Genomic DNA, 18,146 nt, shown 5'->3' with positions numbered 1-18,146 from the left:
AGCTGCTCTCCACCAAGGAGGGCCTCGGCTACGTCGTCATCGACGCCGCCGAGCCGCTCTCCCCCGGTGCCCTCGAGCGCCTGCGTGCCGCGGACTACTGCGTGTGGGCGCGCACCTGGTGAGGGACTGACGACCCAGCCATCGCGCCCGCAGGAGACCGGATAGCCGACCTCGGGTCAGGCGGGCTTGCCCGGCAGCACCGAGAGCAGCTCGTAGGCCACGTGCGCGGCGGCGATGCCGGTGATCTCGGCGTGGTCGTACGCCGGGGAGACCTCGACGATGTCGGCGCCGACGACGTTGAGGCCCTCGAGTCCGCGGAGCACCTCGAGCAGCTGGGCGCTGGAGAGGCCGCCGGCCTCGGGGGTGCCGGTGCCGGGGGCGTGCGCCGGGTCGAGGACGTCGATGTCGAGGGAGACGTAGACCGGACGGTCGCCGAGCCGATCGCGCATCCGGTTGATGATGTCGTCGATGGGCGAGCGGACGAAGTCGCGGGCGTGCACGGCGGAGAAGCCGAGTCGCTCCGACTCGTCGAGGTCGAGCTTGCTGTAGAGCGGACCGCGGATGCCGACGTGCATCGCGTGGTCGAAGTCGATCAGGCCCTCCTCGGAGGCACGGCGGAAGGGTGTGCCGTGCGTGTAGGGCGCACCGAAGTAGGTGTCCCACGTGTCGAGGTGCGCGTCGAAGTGGAGGACGGCGATGGGTCCGTGGCGCTCGTTCTGCACGCGCAGCAGGGGCAGGGCGATGGTGTGGTCGCCGCCGATGGTGAGCAGCGTCCGGGAGGTGCCGGAGAGCTCGCGGGCACCGTTCTCGACGGCGGCGATGGCCTCGTCGAGCGAGAACGGGTTGGCCCCGAGGTCGCCGGCGTCGGCGACCTGCGCGCGGTTGAACGGCTCGGTGTCGTTGGCCGGGTTGTAGGGGCGCAGCAGGCGGGAGGACTGCCGGATGTGGTTCGGTCCGAACCGGGCGCCGGGGCGATAGGAGACACCGCCGTCGAAGGGCACCCCCCAGATCACGGTGTCGGCGTCCCCGACGTCGCTCAGTCGCGGCAGCCGGGCGAAGGTGGTGTCCCCCGCGTAGCGCGGGATCTGGGTCGCATCGACGGGTCCGACGGTCATGCCACGCCTCCCAGGATCTCGGCGGCTCCGATCACGACGACGTCATAGTGCGGTTGGTTCATCGGGTGCTCCTCGGCGCATCCAGAAGACTCGGGGTACGCGCTCAGCGTGACGCACACCACGCGGACGGTGGCAGCGGCTGATCGTCCAATCTCGACGAGGACCGTTGGCGGATCCTCCAACGCGGCGTCTCACGCGAGCGCGCGCAGGGCGAGGAACAGGTCGACCCGGTCGGCCGTCGAGGCCAGTGAGCGACCGGTCAGCTCCTCGACCCGCTTCATCCGGTGGCGCAGCGTGTTGATGTGCACGTGCAGCGCGTCCGCCGTCTCCTGCCACCGCCCGCCGCGCTCGAGGAACGAGCGCAGGCTCGCCACCAGCTCGGTGCCGCGGTCGCGGTCGCTGTCGAGGACCCCGCCCAGCACCGTGCGCGCGAGCGCGTGCAGCACCGCGGGGTCCTGGGCGGCGAGCAGCACGGCCGGGCTCGCGAGCTCCTCGTGGGTCAGCCAGCCCTCCGCGCCGCGCGCGACGAGGGCGTCGGCGGCATGTCGAGCCTGGAGCAGGCTGACCCGCAGCTCCGCGATCGGCACCGCCTGCCCGACGCCGACATATCCGGCCAGCTCGACGCGCGGCGCGTCCGCGTCGACGAGGCACACCACGTCGTCGGACCGCTCCACGATGAGGTACGGCGCCAACGCGGCCTGGACCTCCTCCGGGCCCGCACCGCGGGCGACCACGCAGCGCAGGGTGCGCTCGAGGGGCACGCCGAGCAGCTCGAGGCGCGCGGTCACGGCAGCGGCGGACACCCCGGTCGCGATCCACTCCACGACCTCCCAGGCGTAGCGCTGCTCGGTGGCGCGCACGGCGCGCTCGCGCTCGAGCTCGAGCGCGAGGAAGGGCATCGCGCTGGAGACCGCCGCCTGGACGTCGACGTCGAGCTCGGCGAGCGGACGCGGCAGGACCAACGAATCGTCGGCGAGACCCTCGCCGATGAGGGCGACCGGGCAGCCGCCCGCGGGGACGGGACCGTGGGTCGTCGTACCCGCCACGACCGCGACCTCGAGTCCGAGCCGGCGACGCAGCACCCGCAGGACCGAGTCGACGCCCCGCTCGGCGCGCAGGGCGGCCACGATCGCGCCGTGGTGCTCGAGCTGGCGGCGCAGCGGCGCCTCCCACTCGACCCGCTTGGCGGCGATGAACACCTCCGCGAGCTGGACGAACGGCACCGCGACGGGGACGACGAAGAAGGTCAGGCCGCGAGCCGCGGCGGCGCCGACGAGCTCGGCAGGCGGCTGGTCGGCGGCCTCGAGCCGGCCGAAGCCGATCGCGATCGCGCCGGCCGCGGCGACCTCCTCGACCCACGCTGCCGGCGCGCGGCCGAGCCGCTCCCACGAGCCGGTGGTCAGCACGACCTCGCCGCCGCGCAGGTAGGCGCCCGGATCGGCCACCTCGATGCTGTGCACCCAGCGGACCTCGCGGTCGGGCGCGCCGGGGGCGAGGACCTCCAGGCCCAGCGCAGGATCGTCGAGCAGCTCGCGGAGCAGCACCTCTCCCCCGCTCAGCAGGCGAACTGGCGGCGGTAGATCTGCGGGCTCACGCCGCGCACCCGCACGAAGTGGTGGCGCAGGGTCGCTGCGTTGCCGAAGCCGACCTCGCTCGCGATCCACTCGACCGGCTGCTCGGTGCGCTCGAGCAGCTCCTCCGCCGCCGCGACGCGCTGGCGGGTGACCCAGTGGTGCGGGGTGGTTCCGGTCTCCTCGCGGAAGCGGCGGGCGAACGTGCGCGGCGACATCAGCGCCCGCTTGGCGAGCGCCTCGACCGAGTGGTCGGCGCCGAGGTTCTCCAGGATCCAGGTGAGCAGGGGGCGCAGCGTGTCGGCGTCGCAGTCCGGCACGGCGCGCGCGATGTACTGCGCCTGCCCGCCGTCGCGGTACGGCGGCACGACCGCCCGGCGCGCGACGACGTTGGCCACGGCGGCGCCGTACTCCTGGCGCCAGATGTGGAGCGCGGCGTCGAGGCCGGCGGCGCTGCCGGCGCCGGTGACGATCTGGCCGGCGTCGACGTAGAGGACCTCGGGGATCACCTTGGCCAACGGGAAGAGCCGCTGGAGCCGCTCGGTGTGCATCCAGTGGGTGGTGCACTCGATGCCGTCGAGCAGGCCCGCCTGGCCCAGGACGAACGAGCCGCTGCAGACCGACATCAGCCGCGCGCCCCGGTCGTGGGCGGCGCGGATCGCGTCGAGCACCGCGTCGGACGCGTCCACCTCCTTGATCGCCGGGATCCCGATGAGGTCCGCCTCGGCGAGGCGGTCCAGGCCGTGCGCGGCCTGCATCGTGAAGCCCATCGACGTCCGCAGGGGGCGGTCGTCCTCGGCGCACACGGCGAAGTCGATCGGCGGCACCCCGTCATCGGTGCGGTCGATGCCGAAGGCCTCGCACAGGATGCCCAGCTCGAAGGGGGCGACGCCGTCGAAGGCGATCACGGCCACGTTGGTCAGCACCCGATCACTCTCCCAGGCGGCTGGCAGGAAATCAACGGAGGACGTCATCTCTGCCACTGGTGGCAGAAATATCACGAGAGCATGATTACTGCCATGACCACCGCACTGATCCTCCTCCTGCTCCTGTCCGGCCTCTACGCCCTCGTCGCCTGGGCCCGCCACGACGGCCTGCGCGTGCGCCGCCAGCCGCTGTGGTTCGACTGATCACCTGAGGCGGCGCACGCACCCGCCCTGCAGACCCTGCCGGGCGAGCCCGGTCAGGTCGCCCGCACCCCAGCCGCGCAGCGGCAGCGAGGCGAACGCCGCGGTCGAGGTGTTCATGTACTGCCCCGGGGACTCGGTGTGACCGAGCCCGATCGCGTGCGCGATCTCGTGCTTGAGGATCTGCAACAGCCGGTTCGGAGTCATCGGACTGGCGGGCGTCGAGTTGATCCACACGTGGGCCGACTTCACCAGCGCGACCCGCCCTCGGGGATCGCGACCCCAGGTCGTCTTGTGCGGGCCCGCCCGGCCGCCGGTGGTGCTCTCCAGAGGGGACCCGGTGGCAGCGGACTCGGCCACCGTCGTCGCCGCGAGGATCAGGTCGACCTTCGCCGGCCACGGTCCACCCTGGTTGCGCGGGATCAGGTCGGTGAGACCCCGGTCGACGAACCGCAGCCCGGTGGCCGCGGTGACGTCGGCGAGGGCGGCGCTGACCGCGGAGACGAAGCCTGCGCCGTACAGGCCGGGGCGGATCTGGTACCGGATCGATCGGCAGGGGTTGAAGCGGGTGCGCATGCCCTGCGTGATGGGTGACCACGCGTTCGGGTCGCCGGCCGGCGCGTACCCCGGCGAGACGGTCACCCAGGTGGCCTTCGACGTGTCCGGGCCGGCCCCCTTGGCACGCGGTGCCCGGACCCGCAGTCTCGTCGTGTACAGCCAGGACGTGTCGACGGGCAGGGCGAAGGCGCCGGTGCGGGTGGTCCGCCCCTTCGACACCGTGCGCCAGCCACCCCTGATCCGCTGCTCCAGCACGACCTTGCGCTTGCGCTTGCCGCGATCCTTGACCACACCGGTGACGGTGACCGGTGTCCCCAGAGCGACCTGCGTGGCCGAGAAGACCGCGACGACCCGGGTACGCCGTCCCGCCTCGGCCGGCGACGAGACGAGGAGGGGCGCCAGCAGGGCGACCAGAGCGACGAGGACGAGCGCGGTACGACGGGCGGCGAGTCTCACGCAGGGCGATCTTCCCAGCACAGCCCTGCTGGAAACCGCCCGGAGCCGCGATGAGGTCCGGTGAGAAGCCCGAAGGCCCCGACCTGGTGGTCGGGGCCTTCGTGGTCGATGCGGAACCGCGTCAGTTGCTGCCGCCGGTCAGCTTCTCGCGAAGCGCCTGGAGCGCCTCGTCGGAAGCGAGCGAGCCGCCACCACCGTTGGTGCTGTCCTCGGCCGGGGCCGAGGAGTAGGTGTTGGCCTCGCCGGCCTCGATCTCGGCCTGCTTGGCGTCGGCCTGCTGCTTGACGTGGGCCTCCCAGCGAGCGTGCGCCTTGGCGTACTGCTCCTCCCACTTCGCACGCTGCTCGTCGAAGCCCTCGAGCCACTCGCCCGTCTCGGGGTCGAAGCCCTCGGGGTAGATGTAGTTGCCCTGGTCGTCGTAGGTCGCCTCCATGCCGTACAGCGTGGGGTCGAACTCCTCGACGTCCGCGGCGGCCGCGGTCTCGTTGGCCTGCTTGAGGGACAGCGAGATCCGGCGACGCTCGAGGTCGATGTCGATGATCTTGACCATGACGTCGTCGTTGACCTGGACGACCTGCTCGGGGATCTCCACGTGGCGCTCGGCCAGCTCGGAGATGTGCACCAGGCCCTCGATGCCCTCCTCGACCCGCACGAACGAGCCGAACGGGACGAGCTTGGTGACCTTGCCCGGGACGATCTGACCGATCTGGTGGGTCCGGGCGAAGTGCTGCCACGGGTCCTCCTGGGTCGCCTTCAGCGACAGGGAGACGCGCTCGCGGTCCATGTCGACGTCGAGGACCTCGACGGTGACCTCGTCGCCCACGGTGACGACCTCGGACGGGTGGTCGATGTGCTTCCAGGACAGCTCCGAGACGTGGACGAGACCGTCGACGCCGCCGAGGTCCACGAACGCACCGAAGTTGACGATCGAGGACACGACACCCTTGCGGATCTGGCCCTTCTGGAGCTGGGTGAGGAAGCCGTGGCGAACCTCGGACTGGGTCTGCTCGAGCCAGGCGCGGCGCGACAGGACCACGTTGTTGCGGTTCTTGTCGAGCTCGATGATCTTCGCCTCGAGCGTCTGGCCGACGTAGGGCTGCAGGTCGCGGACGCGGCGCATCTCGACGAGCGAGGCGGGCAGGAAGCCGCGCAGGCCGATGTCGATGATGAGGCCGCCCTTGACGACCTCGATGACGGTGCCCTCGACGACGCCGTCGGCCTCCTTGATCTCCTCGATCGTGCCCCAGGCGCGCTCGTACTGGGCGCGCTTCTTGGACAGGATCAGGCGACCCTCCTTGTCCTCCTTCTGGAGGACCAGGGCCTCGACCTTGTCGCCCACCTGGACGACCTCGGACGGGTCGACGTCGTGCTTGATCGACAGCTCACGCGAGGGGATGACGCCCTCGGTCTTGTAGCCGATGTCCAGCAGGACCTCGTCGCGGTCCACCTTGACGATGGTGCCGTCGACGATGTCGCCGTCGTTGAAGTACTTGATGGTCTGGTCGATGGCGGCCAGGAAGTCCGCCTCCGAGCCGATGTCGTTGATCGCGACCTGGGGCGCGTTGTCATCGTAGGAGCTCGGCAGCGGGGTCGAGAGGGTGCTCGTCATGTAGTCGGTCAGTCCTTGTGGTGGGCAGAAGTAGTCGGAATGATGCGTCGTGCGACCGCCGCCCGCAGGGCAGGCGAGAACACAGACGTTCCAGAGTACGCGCCGCCGCACGCGCGAGTCCAACCGGCGACGACTATCGTTGGCCAGCGTGCAGGACCTGCAGGACGTGCAGCCCGGAGGCCCGTGGCCCCACCCACCCGTGACCGCCCACCGGCGGGGCGCCGACGAGGACGAGTCGCGCCGGGCCAACGGCGCGGACTGGGACCGCTACGCCGACGAGTACCAGGCGACCCACGGCGGCTTCCTCGGCGACATCGGCTTCGTGTGGGGCCCCGAGGGGCTGACCGAGCAGGCCGCCCGGATCCTCGGCGAGATCCGCGACCGCGACGTGTTGGAGGTGGGCTCCGGCGCCGGCCAGTGCTCCCGATGGGTCCGCAGCCAGGGCGGACGGGCGGTCGGACTCGACCTGTCCCTGCGCCAGCTGCAGCACTCCCGACGCATCGACGAGGACAGCGGGGTCGTGGTGCCCAGCGTCCTCGCCACCGCGACCGCGCTCCCCTTCGCCGACGACGTCTTCGACGTCGTTTTCTCCTCCTTCGGCGCGCTGCAGTTCGTCGCCGACATCGATCGCGCGGTCGCCGAGACCGCGCGCGTCCTGCGCCCGGGTGGGCGGTTCGCGTTCTCGATCACCCACCCGACCCGGTGGATGTTCCCCGACGACCCCGGCGAGGAGGGTCTGACCGCGACCCAGTCCTATTGGGACCGCACCCCCTATGTGGAGGTCGACGACGAGACCGGCGCGACGGCGTACGTCGAGCACCACCGCACCCTCGGCGACTGGGTCGCGCTCCTGGCGGGCGCGGGCTTCCGGCTGACCACGCTGCTGGAGCCGGAGTGGCCCGAGGGTCACGAGCGGCTCTGGGGTGGGTGGTCCGGGACGCGCGGCCGGCTCACGCCCGGCACGGCCATCTTCGGCGCCGACCTGGCCTGACCGGCCCCACACCCACACCCACACCCAGAGCCTGGCTCAGCCCAGTCGGCGCCTCAGGGCCAGCACGCCCGCTCCGGCGCCCAGCAGGAGCACGCCGGTCAGACCGCGGGCGAGATTGCGCCCGCCCTCGCCGTCGTCACCCTCGATGACGTAGGTGTACGCCGTCAGGCCGGTCGAGCCCTTCGGGGCGCCGTAGGCCATGTTCTCGCTCTGCGCGCGCTCCGCGCCGGCGTTGAGCACGGCGACCATCTGGCCGTAGTTCTGCGTCGTGCTCGCACCGGCGTCGACCAGCTTGCTGGTCCCCTCGTCCGACAGCCTCTGTGCGCCGTCCCGGAGCCGAGGCGCGCCGTCGACCGCCTGGTCGGTGCCGTCGGCCAGCTTCCGGGCGCCCGCGTCCAGCTCCCCGGTGCCGTCGGCCAGCTTGCCGGCGCCGTCGTTCAGCTCACCGGCGCCGTCGGCGAGCCGGGACAGGCCGTCGGTGAGGTCGGAGCTGCCCGCGTGGGCCTTGTCGGCTCCGTTGGAGAGCTGCAGCACGCCGGAGACGGCCTCGGCGATGCCGGCGGCCAGGGTGCGCAGACCGCCGTCGACCTGGGCGATGCCCCCCTTGGCCCGCTGGGCGCCGGCCTGCAGGTCACCGGCACCGGCCTTCGCGTGGCTGAGGCCACCAGCCAACGCGCTGAGCCCGCATCGGAGGGTCGGAGCGGCCGGGTCGCACGAGCCGCTCGGCGAGAGGGTCGCGATGGCGGCGCCGAGACCGCTCGACACCTTGAGCAGGCCGCTCGCCGCCGCGTCGAGGTTGGTCCTGCTCTGCGTAGCGCCGGCGATCAGCTGGCCCACCACCTGCGCGCAGGTGGCGCCGTTGGGGAGCGGTCCCGGGACCTGGGGACAGACCGCCGCGCTGATCAGGCCGAGTCCCTGGAGCAGGCTGTCGATGCTTCCGCCGTCCCGCGTCGCGTCCACCAGGCCCGATCGCACGTCGTCGACTCCGGCCCTGGCGGCGGCGAGACCGCCTGCGCCGCGCAGCTGGTCCATGCCGGCGGCCAGCCGACCGGTTCCTGCCTCGGCGGTGCCGAGCCCGTCGCCCAGTGCCTTGAGCCCGCCGATGAGCGACTTGGGATCGCTCGGGTCGCCCAGTCCGGCGCTGATGATCGCGATGCCGTCGCGGAGCTGCTTGATGCCGTTCTCGGCCGTGGGCAGTCCCGACTTCGCGTCGGCGAGCTGGTCCAGACCGCCGTCGATCCTCTTCAGCCCGTCGGTCAGCTGGCGACTGCCGTCCGCCGCGTCGCCCGCACCGTCCTTCACCTTGGTGGTCCCGTCGGCCAGTTTCCCGGCTCCCTCGTCCAGCTGGGTGGTGCCGTCAGCCAGGCGCCCCGCGCCGTCGTTGAGCTGGATGAGGCCGGCGAGCAGCTCGGCCGCGCCGTCGCGGAGCCTGAGCAGGTTGCTGTCGATCTCGGTCGCACCGGCCGTGAGCTCGGCGCCGGTGTCCGCTCCGCCCTGGTAGCTGGCGGCCGCCGTCTTGAACGACGGGCTCTCCAGCGGGTTCACCGGCAGCGCCGAGACGTCGACCCGGGGCACGACCCCGTCCTTGATCTTCGCCGTGTAGCCGAACTCGGCCTTCGTGGAGCCGATCGGGGGGAAGAGCGTCATCGTGAAGGACAGCTTCATGCCGCCGCGTCCGTCACCGGCCATGTTGGCCTGTCCGGACCTCACGTCGTCGAAGGTGGCGGGCGTGACGGTGGTCAGGGAGCCCACGATCGGGATCGGTACCTCAGCGGTCGTCGAGACCGTGCCGCCCTCGCCGTCGGAGACCGACAGCTGCCGCTCCTCGCCGGTCACGTTCTCGACGGTGAACCTCACCTCGAGCGAGCCGGACCTCCCGACGATGTCGCCGGGCTCGACCGACTTGCCGTCCAGGGTGTAGGCGACGCCGATCTTCAGCGGCAGGCGGCCGTCGAAGTCGCTCACGGTCCGCAGCTGCTTCTCGCCCTCGACGGTGGTGCGGACCACCTGCTCCCCGTCCTTGACGTCGAAGCCCGAGAACCCGTCGAGATTGCGCAGGCCGTCGGTGGCGACCGGGTTGCGCAGGTCCACCTCGCCCGTGCCCTTCAGCTCCAGCTGCTCGTAGACGCGCTGGCTCTTGATGTCGCCCTCGGCGTCCAGATAGACCTGCACGGTCTCGGTGTTGAGGACGTCGACGTCACCGCCCGCGTCGGCGTTCGCCGGGGTGCTCGTCCCGAGCGCGACCAGCGTCGCCGCCGCGAGGGTGAGAACGGATCGGGTGCGGGTGCGGGCGCTCATCGGGCCTGCTCCATCATGTCGTCGAGCATCTCGTCGAGCCGGGCGGGCTCGGCCGGTGCGATGGCGACGCCGGCCAGGAAGCCGACGGCGACGGTGACCAGCAGCGAGGTGGCTGTGGTGACCGAGCTCGAGGCGAGCTCGGAGGGTGCCGCGGCATAGGTGAACTCGTAGGCGCCCGCCATCGCGGCCGCGCCCAGCAGGGGCGCCCACAGGGGCACTCTGTCCCCGGTCGCGATCGGCACGGCGACGCACAGTGCGACGACGATGGCCACGACGACCGCCCGGCCGCTCGAGGTGTCCGGCAGGAATCCGGCCCGGACGGCGTAGCCGAGCCAGGCGATGACGAAGCCGGCGAGGAATCCCGCCAGCCTCGTGTACGGGCCGCGGTCCGGCACGAGGGCGACCACCGCTCCGACGGCCGCACCCATGAGTGCGACCGACTCCAGTCCCAGGTCGAACGACTGACTGCCGATGACGACCGCGACGGCCGCCACGGCCAGCAACGTGCCCGTTGCCAGTGATTTGCGCATGCTGACGCCTTCCCTCCCCTATTTCCGAGCCCGGGTCCGATGACGCTCCGGCTCGGCGCCCCCTCCCAAGGGCACAGATTTCGGCGAAGCATATGCAGATCGATGCCGAACGTCACACTTCACGCGGGGCGAACAGGAGGATCTCGTGTCCGCGCCCTACGCTTCCGGGCATGACCATCGCCGTGCGGACCCCCCGCCTCGCCCGGCTGCTGCGCAGCAGCGCCGGGATCGCCATCGCGATGGCCGTGATGAATCTCGGCACCTACGGCTTCCAGATCGTCTCCGCGCGACTGCTCGGGCCCGGCCAGTACGGCGCCCTCGCCGGCGTCATGGCGCTGCTGATGGTCCTCTCGGTGCTCCAGCTCGGCCTGCAGGCGACCTCCGCCCGCCGCATCGCCGCGGATCCCGAGCATGTCGCGGCCGTCGAGGGTGCCGTCCTGCGCACGGCCTGGCGCGCCGCGCTCGTCCTCGGCACCGCGACTGTGGCGGCCGCGCCCTTGGTGACCGGGCTGTTGCGCCTCGACGGCCTGCTGCCCGCGCTGCTCCTCGGGCTGAGCGTCGTACCGGTCACCGTGACGGGCGCCCAGGCGGGGGTCCTGCAGGGCGAGCGGCGGTGGTTGCCGCTGAGCCTGGTCTATCTCGCGGTCGGCGTGCCGCGCATCGTGCTGGCGGTGGCGCTCCTGCTGCTCTGGCGCTCGGAGACCAGCGCGATGTTGGCGATCCTGCTCTCGTCGTGGGTGCCGGTGATCGTGGGCGCCTGGGCGCTCGGCCGCCATCCGCGGCCCGCGTCGAGCGTCAGCGAGGCGGAGATCCGCCACGACGTCCTGCGCGAGACCCTGGCCGGCTCGCTGGCGCTGCTGGCCTTCTTCGCCCTGTCGAACCTCGACATCGTGGTGGCCCGCAGCGTCCTCGACGAGCACGAGGCCGGTCTCTACGCGGGCGGCCTGATCGTCACCAAGGCGGTGCTGTTCCTGCCGCAGTTCGCCGTCGTCGTCCTCTTCCCGTCGATGTCGACGGGCGAGGAGAGCCGCGGCGCGCTGATCAAGGGCGTGGCCTTCCTCAGCACCCTCGGCGCGGCCTGCATCGCCGCGACCTACCTGCTCTCCGACCTCGCCCTCGTCTTCATCGGCGGCAAGGACTACGCCGGTGTGCAGGACCGGCTGTGGCTGTTCGCGGTGCTCGGCGCCCTGCTCGCCCTGCTCCAGCTACTGGTGTACGCCGGCCTGGCGAGCCGCGGCGTCGCCACGAAGTATCTCGTCGCCGCCGGCGTGCTGGCGCTCGTGGGCGTCGGCGCGACCGCCTCCGGCGTGACCGCCCTGGCCACCACCGTGGGCACGGTCGACCTGGTGGTGCTGCTCGTCCTCATCGCCCTCCAGGCCGTGCGCCACCGCCGGACCGACTAGTGCGCCGCCTCGTGCCAGGAGCGGCCGGTGCCGACGGAGACGTCGAGAGGGACGGTCAGGTCGGCCGCCCCGGCCATCTGCTCGCGGACCAGCGCCTCGAGCGCGTCGCGCTCACCCTCGGCGACCTCGAGCACGAGCTCGTCGTGGACCTGCAGCAGCATCCGCGAACGCATCGCTGAGCTGCGCAGCGCGGCGTCGGTGCGCAGCATCGCGACCTTGATCAGGTCGGCCGCCGAGCCCTGGATCGGCGCGTTGAGCGCCATCCGCTCGGCCGCCTCGCGGCGCATCCGGTTGTCGCTGGTGAGATCGGGCAGGTAGCGGCGGCGGCCCATGATGGTCTCGGTGAAGCCGCTGCGGCGGGCCTCGTCGACGACCCCGGTGAGGTAGTCGCGGATCCCGCCGAAGGTCTCGAAGTACTCCGTCATCAGGCTCGCGGCCTCGCCGGTCTCGATGCCGAGCTGCTGGGAGAGGCCGAAGGCGGACAGGCCGTAGGCCAGCCCGTAGTTCATCGCCTTGATCTTGGCCCGCATCTCCTGGGTGACGTCGTCGGGCGCGACGTCGAAGACCCGGGACGCGGTCTCGGCATGGAAGTCGCGACCGGTGCGGAAGGCCTCGATGAGCGCGTCGTCCTCCGAGAGGTGCGCCATGATGCGCATCTCGATCTGGCTGTAGTCGGCCGTCATCAAGCACTCGTAGCCGCCACCGACCACGAAGCTCTCGCGGATCCGGCGGCCCTCCTCGGTGCGGACCGGGATGTTCTGCAGGTTGGGCTCGGTGCTGGAGAGACGGCCGGTGGCCGCGATCGTCTGATGGAAGGTCGTGTGGATGCGCCCGTCCGGCTGGATCGTCTTGAGGAGTCCCTCGATGGTCTGCCGCAGCCGGATGACCTCGCGGTGGCGCAGCAGGTGCAGCAGGAACGGGTGGGGACTGAGCACGGCCAGCTTCTGCAGGGCGTCCGCATCGGTGGTGTAGCCGGTCTTGGTGCGCTTGGTCTTCGGCATCCCGAGCTCGTCGAAGAGGACGACCTGCAGCTGCTTGGGTGAGCCGAGGTTGATCTCCTTGCCGATCACGTCGTACGCCGCCTCGGCCTCGGCCCGGACCTCCTCGCCGAAGTGCGCCTCCAGCCCCTCGAGGTGGTCCACGTCGATGGCGATGCCGGTCTGCTCCATCCCGGCGAGCACGCCGACGAGCGGCATCTCGACATCGGTCAGCAGCCGGCGACCACCCGCCCGCTCCACCTCGTCGGCCAGCTCCGCGGAGAGGTCGAGGGCCGCCCGGGCCTGCACCATCGCGGCCCGGGCCTGGCCGCCGTGGTCGTCGGTCTCGTCGAAGAGCATGCCCTGGTCGTCGTCCTCGGCCGCCGCGAGCTCGCGGTGCAGGAAGCGCAGGGACAGGTCGGCCAGGTCGTAGGAGCGCTGGTCGGGGGCGACGAGGTAGGCGGCGAGCGCCGTGTCCTCGACGACGCCGGCGAGGCTCCAGCCCTGGGCGGCGAGCGCCAGGAGCGGACCCTTCCCGTTGTGCAGGACCTTCGGGCGCTCCGCGTCGGCCAGCCAGGCCGCCACCGCGGCGTCGTCGGCGGGGCTCATCGCGTCGACGTCGACGTACGCCGCGCGACCGTCCGCCAGCGCGAGCGCGAGCCCGGTCGCCCGGCCGGTGCCGCTGCCCCACGTGCCGCGCACCGACAGGCCGATCGTCGCGTCGCCGACCTCCTTCAGCCAGGCGCCGACCGCGTCGGGGGCGAGGATGGACCCGTCGACCTCGACGCCGGGCTCGACCGGGGTGTCCTCGGTGGGCGCGACGACGTCGAGGATCCGGGTGCGCAGCTCGCCCCGGAACTCCAGCTCGTCGAGCAGCTCGAGGGCCGCGGATCGGTCCCACTCCCCCAGCACGAGATCGTCGATCCGTACGCCGAGGTCGAGGTCGCGCACCAGCGCGTTGAGACGTCGGTTGCGGATGACGTCGCCCAGGTGCTCGCGGAACGCCTCACCCTTCTTGCCGGTGATCTTGTCGGCCTGCGCGATCACGTTGTCGAGGCCGTCGTAGGTGTTGATCCACTTCGCGGCGAAGCCGGCACCGACGCCGGGGACGCCCGGCAGGTTGTCGGACGTCTCGCCCACGATGGCGGCGAGCTCGGGATAGCGGTGCGGCGGCACGCCGTACTTGTCCTCGACGAACGCGGGGGTCATCCGAGCCAGGTCGGAGACGCCGCGCATCGGGTAGAGGACGGTCGAGCGGTCGGTGACCAGCTGGATGGAGTCGCGGTCGCCGGTGAGGATCAGCACCTCCAGGCCGCTCTCCTCGTCGGCCAGGGCCTGGGTCACCAGCGTGGCGATGATGTCGTCGGCCTCGTAGCCGGGCGCCTTGATGAACGGGATCGAGAAGGACGACAGCATCCGCTCGATCAGCGGCAGCTGGCTGCTGAACTCGCCCGGCGTCTTGTTGCGCTTGGCCTTGTATTCGGAGTACTCCTCGGTGCGGAAGGTCTGCCGCGACACGTCGAAGGCCACGGCCACGTGGGTGGGCTGCTCGTCGCGCAGCACGTTGACCAGCATCGAGGTGAAGCCGTAGACCGCGTTGGTGTTCTGCCCCGTCGCCGTCGAGAAGTTCTCGACCGGGAGGGCGAAGAAGGCGCGATAGGCCAGCGAGTGACCGTCGAGGAGGAGCAGTCGTGGACGCACGGAGACGGGGGTCGCGGGGTCGGGGGTCGCGGGCACCCGCCGACTCTACCGAGGCGCTCCGACTATCGTTTCGTGCCATGACGACCGACGCCAGCCCCGACCAGTACGCCGACGAGATCGCCGACCTCATGCGCGCCAACATGGGCGCCCTCAACGAGCGGATGGGCATCGAGCTCCTCGAGGTGAGCCCTGACCGCGTCGTGGGGACGATGCCGGTCGACGGCAACACCCAGCCCTACGGCCTGCTGCACGGCGGCGCCTCGGTGGTCCTGGCTGAGACCCTCGGCTCGACCGCCGCTGCCCTGCACGCGGGACCGGACCGATACGCCGTCGGGGTCGACATCAATGCCACGCACCACCGCTCGGCGACGAAGGGCCTCGTGACCGGCGTGACCACCCCGCTGCACCGAGGCAGGAGCATGGCCAGCTTCGAGATCGTCGTCAGCGACGAGGACGGTCGCCGGGTGTGCACCTCGCGGATCACCTGCGCGCTGCTGGAGCGCGACCCGGGCAAGAAGTAGGGGCTACTCCGGGAGCGCGAGTCGCTCGGTGCGCGCGCGGCGCAGGGAGCGCCGCGCCGCCAGCACCCGGCTCCGGGTGCCGTCGACGCCCGGCGCCTGTCGCTGCGGGGAGATCCTGGTGCGCAGCAGCGCGGTCGGGGCGACGCGGTACATCACCACGGGCGCGAGGCCGAGCCGGGCCATGAACCGGTTGGACTCGCGCGAGGAGTGCGGGACCGCGGTGACGACGTGCAGGATGCCGTTCTCCTCTGCGAACGCGGTCGCGGCCTCCATCAGGGCGTGCCCCACGCCGTGGCGCCGGCTGTGGTCGAAGACCCGCGGATGGATCGACTGGACGCACGGCTCGAGGTTGATCGGCGACAGCGTGGCGATCCGGAGGTGGACGGCGCCGGCCACCTGGTCGTCGTACTCCACGACCACGACCCGCTGCTCGGGCGAGGCCGCCGCGCCCTTGATGACCAGTTCGAGATCCGCGATCTGCTCGGAGCGGTCGGCGCGGCGAACGGCGTCGCTCCACAGCTCGGCGAGCACGGGCGCGTCCTCACGCGTGGCGACCCGCGTGGTCAACGAATAGCGACTCATCCCGTCCCCCTGTGCTCGACCCACGACTACGACCGAACGGACCCGAACGGTCCGGGGCGAAACACTACGCGCACCCGCATGCCGCCGTCAGGGGGATCCCCCACCCGCATCTCTCGGTGAACCATCAATCTCGGATCCGAGAAGTGTGTCCTGCAACACTACCTCGCGGGGCTCCGAGAGGGGGGCCTAGAGTGCCGCTCATGCACAAGTCGCGCATCACCGCCCTCACCCTCACCGCCCTCGCCACCTTCGCCCTCAGCGCCTGCGGGTCCGACGACGGTGGCAAGTCCGCCAGCGGCGCGGACATCGTCAAGAAGGGCACGCTCACGGTGTGCTCGGACGTCCCCTACCCGCCGTTCGAGGACTTCGACAAGTCCAGCGACACCGGCTTCAAGGGCTTCGACGTCGACATCGTCTCCGAGGTCGCCGAGCGGCTCGACCTCAAGCTGGCGATCAAGGACTCCTCCTTCGACGCGCTCCAGAGCGGGCAGGCCCTCAACGCCGGCCAGTGCGACCTCGCGGCCTCGGCGATGACGATCACCGACGACCGCAAGAAGAACATCGACTTCTCCGACGGCTACTACGACTCCAAGCAGTCCCTGCTGGTCGCGGCCGACAGCAAGATCGCCTCGATCGGCGACCTCAAGGGCGTCAAGGTGGGCGTCCAGCAGGGCACGACGGGCAAGACCTACACCGAGGAGAACGCGAAGGGCGCCGAGGTCGTGTCCTTCCCGAGCGACGCGGAGATGTTCCAGGCGATCAAGGCCGGCCAGGTCCAGGCCCTGCTGCAGGACCTCCCGGTCAACCTCGACCACACCACCGACGGCCAGTACAAGGTCGTCGAGACCTACGACACCGACGAGGCGTACGGCCTCGCCATCAAGAAGGGCAACACCCAGCTCGTCGAGGACGTGAACGGCGCCCTCGAGGAGATGCACAGCGACGGCACCTACGACGAGATCTACAACAAGTACTTCTCGACCGAGAAGTGACCGGATCCACTCGTCCTTCGCGGAGAGGAGCTTTGGGGTGACCCGAAGAGAACGCGGCCTCCTGATCCAGGTGTCGCTGTACGCCCTGCTCGTGGCGGCCGTGGTGGTCCTGGCGGTCGTCGCCGACTGGGCCGTCATCAAGGAGAACTTCTGGAACCCGGACGGCGTCGGCTGGGCTGACGGCAACTGGGGCGACCTGATCGGCACCGGCCTGGTCAACACCGTCAAGTACACCGCGATCGCCTTCGGCGGCGGTCTCGCGCTCGGCCTGGTGCTGGCGCTGATGCGGCTCTCGCCCGTGGCGCCCTACCGCTGGCTGGCGACGGCGTACATCGAGTTCTTCCGCGGCCTGCCGGCCCTGGTCGTCATGATCTTCATGTCGACCGGCCTGCCGATCGCCTTCGGCTGGACCCCGCCGGGCGGCACGATCGGGGCGGGGCTGATCGGTCTCATCATGGTGGCCGGCGCCTACATGGCCGAGACCCTGCGCGCCGGCATCCAGGCCGTCCCGAAGGGCCAGACCGAGGCCGCCCGCTCGCTGGGCATGCGGCCCGGTGCCACCACCGTCAAGGTGGTGCTCCCGCAGGCCTTCCGGATCGTCATCCCGCCGCTGACCAACGAGTTCGTGCTGCTGATCAAGGACACCGCGCTGCTGTTCCTGCTCGGCGCCGCGGCCGACCAGCGCGAGCTGACCTCCGTGGCGCGAGACTTCCTGTCCAGCGGCCCGTCGGCCGGCACCGCGACCAGCCTGATCCAGGCCGCACTGCTCTACCTCGTCATCACCCTCCCGCTCACCCAGCTCGTAGCCGCGCTCGAGCGCCGCCAGAGGAAGGCCAGCCGATGACCGCGTCCGGGCTCCCCCAGAGCTACTCCCCCGCGCCGGCGATCGAGGTGCGCGGCCTGCACAAGCACTACGGCCGCCACGAGGTCCTCAAGGGCATCGACTTCCACGTCGATTCCGGCCAGGTGGTCTGCGTCATCGGTCCGTCCGGCTCCGGCAAGTCGACCCTGCTGCGCTGCGTCAACCGGCTGGAGGAGCCGTCGGCGGGCGAGATCCTGATCGAGGGCGTCGACATCTGCGACCGCAGGACCGACCTCGACGAGGTGCGCTCGCGCATCGGCATGGTGTTCCAGCAGTTCAACCTGTTCCCGCACCTGACCGTCCTCAAGAACCTCACCCTCGCCCAGCGCAGCGTGCACGGCCGGGGCAAGGACGAGGCGGTCGAGATCGCCCGGCGCAACCTCGCGAAGGTCGGTCTCGCCGAGAAGGAGTCGGCCTACCCCGCCCACCTCTCCGGCGGCCAGCAGCAGCGGGTGGCGATCGCGCGGGCGCTGTCGATGAACCCCGACATGATGCTCTTCGACGAGCCCACCAGCGCCCTCGACCCCGAGCTGGTCGGCGACGTCCTGGAGGTGATGAAGGACCTCGCCCAGGAGGGCATGACCATGATGGTCGTCACCCACGAGATGGGCTTCGCCCGCGAGGTCGGCGACAAGCTGGTCTTCATGGACGGCGGAGTCGTCGTCGAGGAGGGCCGCCCCGTCGACGTGCTGTCCAACCCGCAGCACGAGCGGACCCAGTCCTTCCTCTCGAAGGTCCTGTAGCGCGGCTGCTGTCGCCGTACGACGAAGGCCCCGGGCTCGTGCCCGGGGCCTTCGTCGTACGTCGTACGTCGTGCGGGACGCGCTACACGTCGCCGCCGAGGTAGGCGGCC

Annotated in this window: 15 protein-coding genes; 6 read left to right on the top strand and 9 right to left on the bottom strand. The window is 71.3% G+C overall.

All coding sequences use genetic code 11. The annotated features are described in order from the left end of the window. Window positions 1-176: 176 nt before the first annotated feature. The 5 genes from speB to rpsA form a co-directional block, all read right to left on the bottom strand. On the bottom strand, window positions 177-1,115 hold the full coding sequence (gene speB / locus FHP29_RS05995) for an agmatinase (protein ID WP_139621949.1): 939 nt from the start codon (window positions 1,113-1,115) through the stop codon (window positions 177-179). Window positions 1,116-1,306: 191 nt separating this feature from the next. Beyond that, entirely contained in the window at window positions 1,307-2,659 is a 1,353-nt protein-coding gene (locus tag FHP29_RS05990) for a helix-turn-helix domain-containing protein (protein ID WP_139621948.1), read from the bottom strand. Window positions 2,660-2,670: 11 nt separating this feature from the next. Then, complete coding sequence (locus FHP29_RS05985) at window positions 2,671-3,612, bottom strand: helix-turn-helix domain-containing protein (RefSeq protein ID WP_139621947.1); 942 nt, start codon at window positions 3,610-3,612, stop codon at window positions 2,671-2,673. 204 nt (window positions 3,613-3,816) lie between these two features. Continuing rightward, window positions 3,817-4,827 (bottom strand): zinc metalloprotease, encoded by a 1,011-nt coding sequence (locus FHP29_RS05980; protein WP_139621946.1) that lies wholly within the window; start codon window positions 4,825-4,827, stop codon window positions 3,817-3,819. A 121-nt stretch (window positions 4,828-4,948) separates the two neighbouring features. Continuing rightward, window positions 4,949-6,436, bottom strand: coding sequence for a 30S ribosomal protein S1 (rpsA, locus tag FHP29_RS05975; protein WP_139621945.1), 1,488 nt, complete (start codon window positions 6,434-6,436; stop codon window positions 4,949-4,951). A 148-nt stretch (window positions 6,437-6,584) separates the two neighbouring features. Here rpsA and FHP29_RS05970 point away from each other — a divergent pair, with 148 nt between their 5' ends. Then, window positions 6,585-7,427 carry a class I SAM-dependent methyltransferase gene (locus FHP29_RS05970; RefSeq protein WP_338036839.1) on the top strand — a complete coding sequence of 281 codons (843 nt, stop codon included), beginning with the start codon at window positions 6,585-6,587 and terminating at the stop codon, window positions 7,425-7,427. Between the two features lie 36 nt (window positions 7,428-7,463). Here the strand turns inward: FHP29_RS05970 and FHP29_RS05965 are convergent, their stop codons facing one another. Both FHP29_RS05965 and FHP29_RS05960 read right to left on the bottom strand, forming a co-directional pair. Beyond that, on the bottom strand, window positions 7,464-9,725 hold the full coding sequence (locus tag FHP29_RS05965) for a hypothetical protein (protein WP_139621944.1): 2,262 nt from the start codon (window positions 9,723-9,725) through the stop codon (window positions 7,464-7,466). After that, the gene (locus FHP29_RS05960; protein ID WP_139621943.1) at window positions 9,722-10,255 is read right to left on the bottom strand and encodes a hypothetical protein; all 534 of its coding nucleotides are present in this window, start codon (window positions 10,253-10,255) and stop codon (window positions 9,722-9,724) included. Before FHP29_RS05960 ends, FHP29_RS05965 begins: the two co-directional genes overlap by 4 nt. A gap of 170 nt (window positions 10,256-10,425) precedes the next feature. On the opposite strand from FHP29_RS05960, the gene FHP29_RS05955 reads away from it, so the two are divergent. After that, window positions 10,426-11,658 (top strand): oligosaccharide flippase family protein, encoded by a 1,233-nt coding sequence (locus FHP29_RS05955; RefSeq protein ID WP_139621942.1) that lies wholly within the window; start codon window positions 10,426-10,428, stop codon window positions 11,656-11,658. Here the strand turns inward: FHP29_RS05955 and polA are convergent. Continuing rightward, a complete protein-coding gene (polA, locus tag FHP29_RS05950) occupies window positions 11,655-14,372 on the bottom strand; it encodes a DNA polymerase I (RefSeq protein ID WP_205013908.1) in 2,718 nt (905 codons plus the stop codon). The two genes, FHP29_RS05955 and polA, sit on opposite strands and share 4 nt — an antisense overlap. A 41-nt stretch (window positions 14,373-14,413) precedes the next feature. Here polA and FHP29_RS05945 point away from each other — a divergent pair, with 41 nt between their 5' ends. Continuing rightward, complete coding sequence (locus tag FHP29_RS05945; protein WP_139621941.1) at window positions 14,414-14,857, top strand: hotdog fold thioesterase; 444 nt, start codon at window positions 14,414-14,416, stop codon at window positions 14,855-14,857. Window positions 14,858-14,860: 3 nt separating this feature from the next. Here FHP29_RS05945 and FHP29_RS05940 read toward each other — a convergent pair whose 3' ends face one another. Further along, entirely contained in the window at window positions 14,861-15,439 is a 579-nt protein-coding gene (locus FHP29_RS05940; protein WP_139621940.1) for a GNAT family N-acetyltransferase, read from the bottom strand. A gap of 200 nt (window positions 15,440-15,639) precedes the next feature. Here FHP29_RS05940 and FHP29_RS05935 point away from each other — a divergent pair, with 200 nt between their 5' ends. From FHP29_RS05935 to FHP29_RS05925, 3 genes are read left to right on the top strand one after another with little or no spacing between them, the layout of a single operon-like run. After that, complete coding sequence (locus FHP29_RS05935; protein WP_139621939.1) at window positions 15,640-16,431, top strand: ABC transporter substrate-binding protein; 792 nt, start codon at window positions 15,640-15,642, stop codon at window positions 16,429-16,431. A gap of 37 nt (window positions 16,432-16,468) precedes the next feature. After that, window positions 16,469-17,275, top strand: coding sequence for an amino acid ABC transporter permease (locus FHP29_RS05930; protein WP_192903977.1), 807 nt, complete (start codon window positions 16,469-16,471; stop codon window positions 17,273-17,275). Then, on the top strand, window positions 17,272-18,036 hold the full coding sequence (locus FHP29_RS05925) for an amino acid ABC transporter ATP-binding protein (RefSeq protein WP_139621938.1): 765 nt from the start codon (window positions 17,272-17,274) through the stop codon (window positions 18,034-18,036). Before FHP29_RS05930 ends, FHP29_RS05925 begins: the two co-directional genes overlap by 4 nt. Window positions 18,037-18,146: the final 110 nt, after the last annotated feature.

The organism is Nocardioides albidus (genome assembly GCF_006335005.1).
In the GTDB taxonomy this organism is placed as follows: domain Bacteria; phylum Actinomycetota; class Actinomycetes; order Propionibacteriales; family Nocardioidaceae; genus Nocardioides; species Nocardioides albidus.
This window is presented reverse-complemented; position numbering and strand designations above follow the sequence as displayed.

Bases quoted from the DNA above. Each gene is read 5' to 3' on its own strand.
- FHP29_RS05955 (WP_139621942.1), top strand. From the start codon at position 10,426: ATGACCATCGCCGTGCGGACCCCCCGCCTCGCCCGGCTGCTGCGCAGC.
- FHP29_RS05940 (WP_139621940.1), bottom strand. From the start codon at position 15,439: ATGAGTCGCTATTCGTTGACCACGCGGGTCGCCACGCGTGAGGACGCG.
- FHP29_RS05965 (WP_139621944.1), bottom strand. From the start codon at position 9,725: ATGAGCGCCCGCACCCGCACCCGATCCGTTCTCACCCTCGCGGCGGCG.
- speB (WP_139621949.1), bottom strand. From the start codon at position 1,115: ATGACCGTCGGACCCGTCGATGCGACCCAGATCCCGCGCTACGCGGGG.
- rpsA (WP_139621945.1), bottom strand. From the start codon at position 6,436: ATGACGAGCACCCTCTCGACCCCGCTGCCGAGCTCCTACGATGACAAC.
- FHP29_RS05925 (WP_139621938.1), top strand. From the start codon at position 17,272: ATGACCGCGTCCGGGCTCCCCCAGAGCTACTCCCCCGCGCCGGCGATC.
- FHP29_RS05960 (WP_139621943.1), bottom strand. From the start codon at position 10,255: ATGCGCAAATCACTGGCAACGGGCACGTTGCTGGCCGTGGCGGCCGTC.
- FHP29_RS05945 (WP_139621941.1), top strand. From the start codon at position 14,414: ATGACGACCGACGCCAGCCCCGACCAGTACGCCGACGAGATCGCCGAC.
- FHP29_RS05935 (WP_139621939.1), top strand. From the start codon at position 15,640: ATGCACAAGTCGCGCATCACCGCCCTCACCCTCACCGCCCTCGCCACC.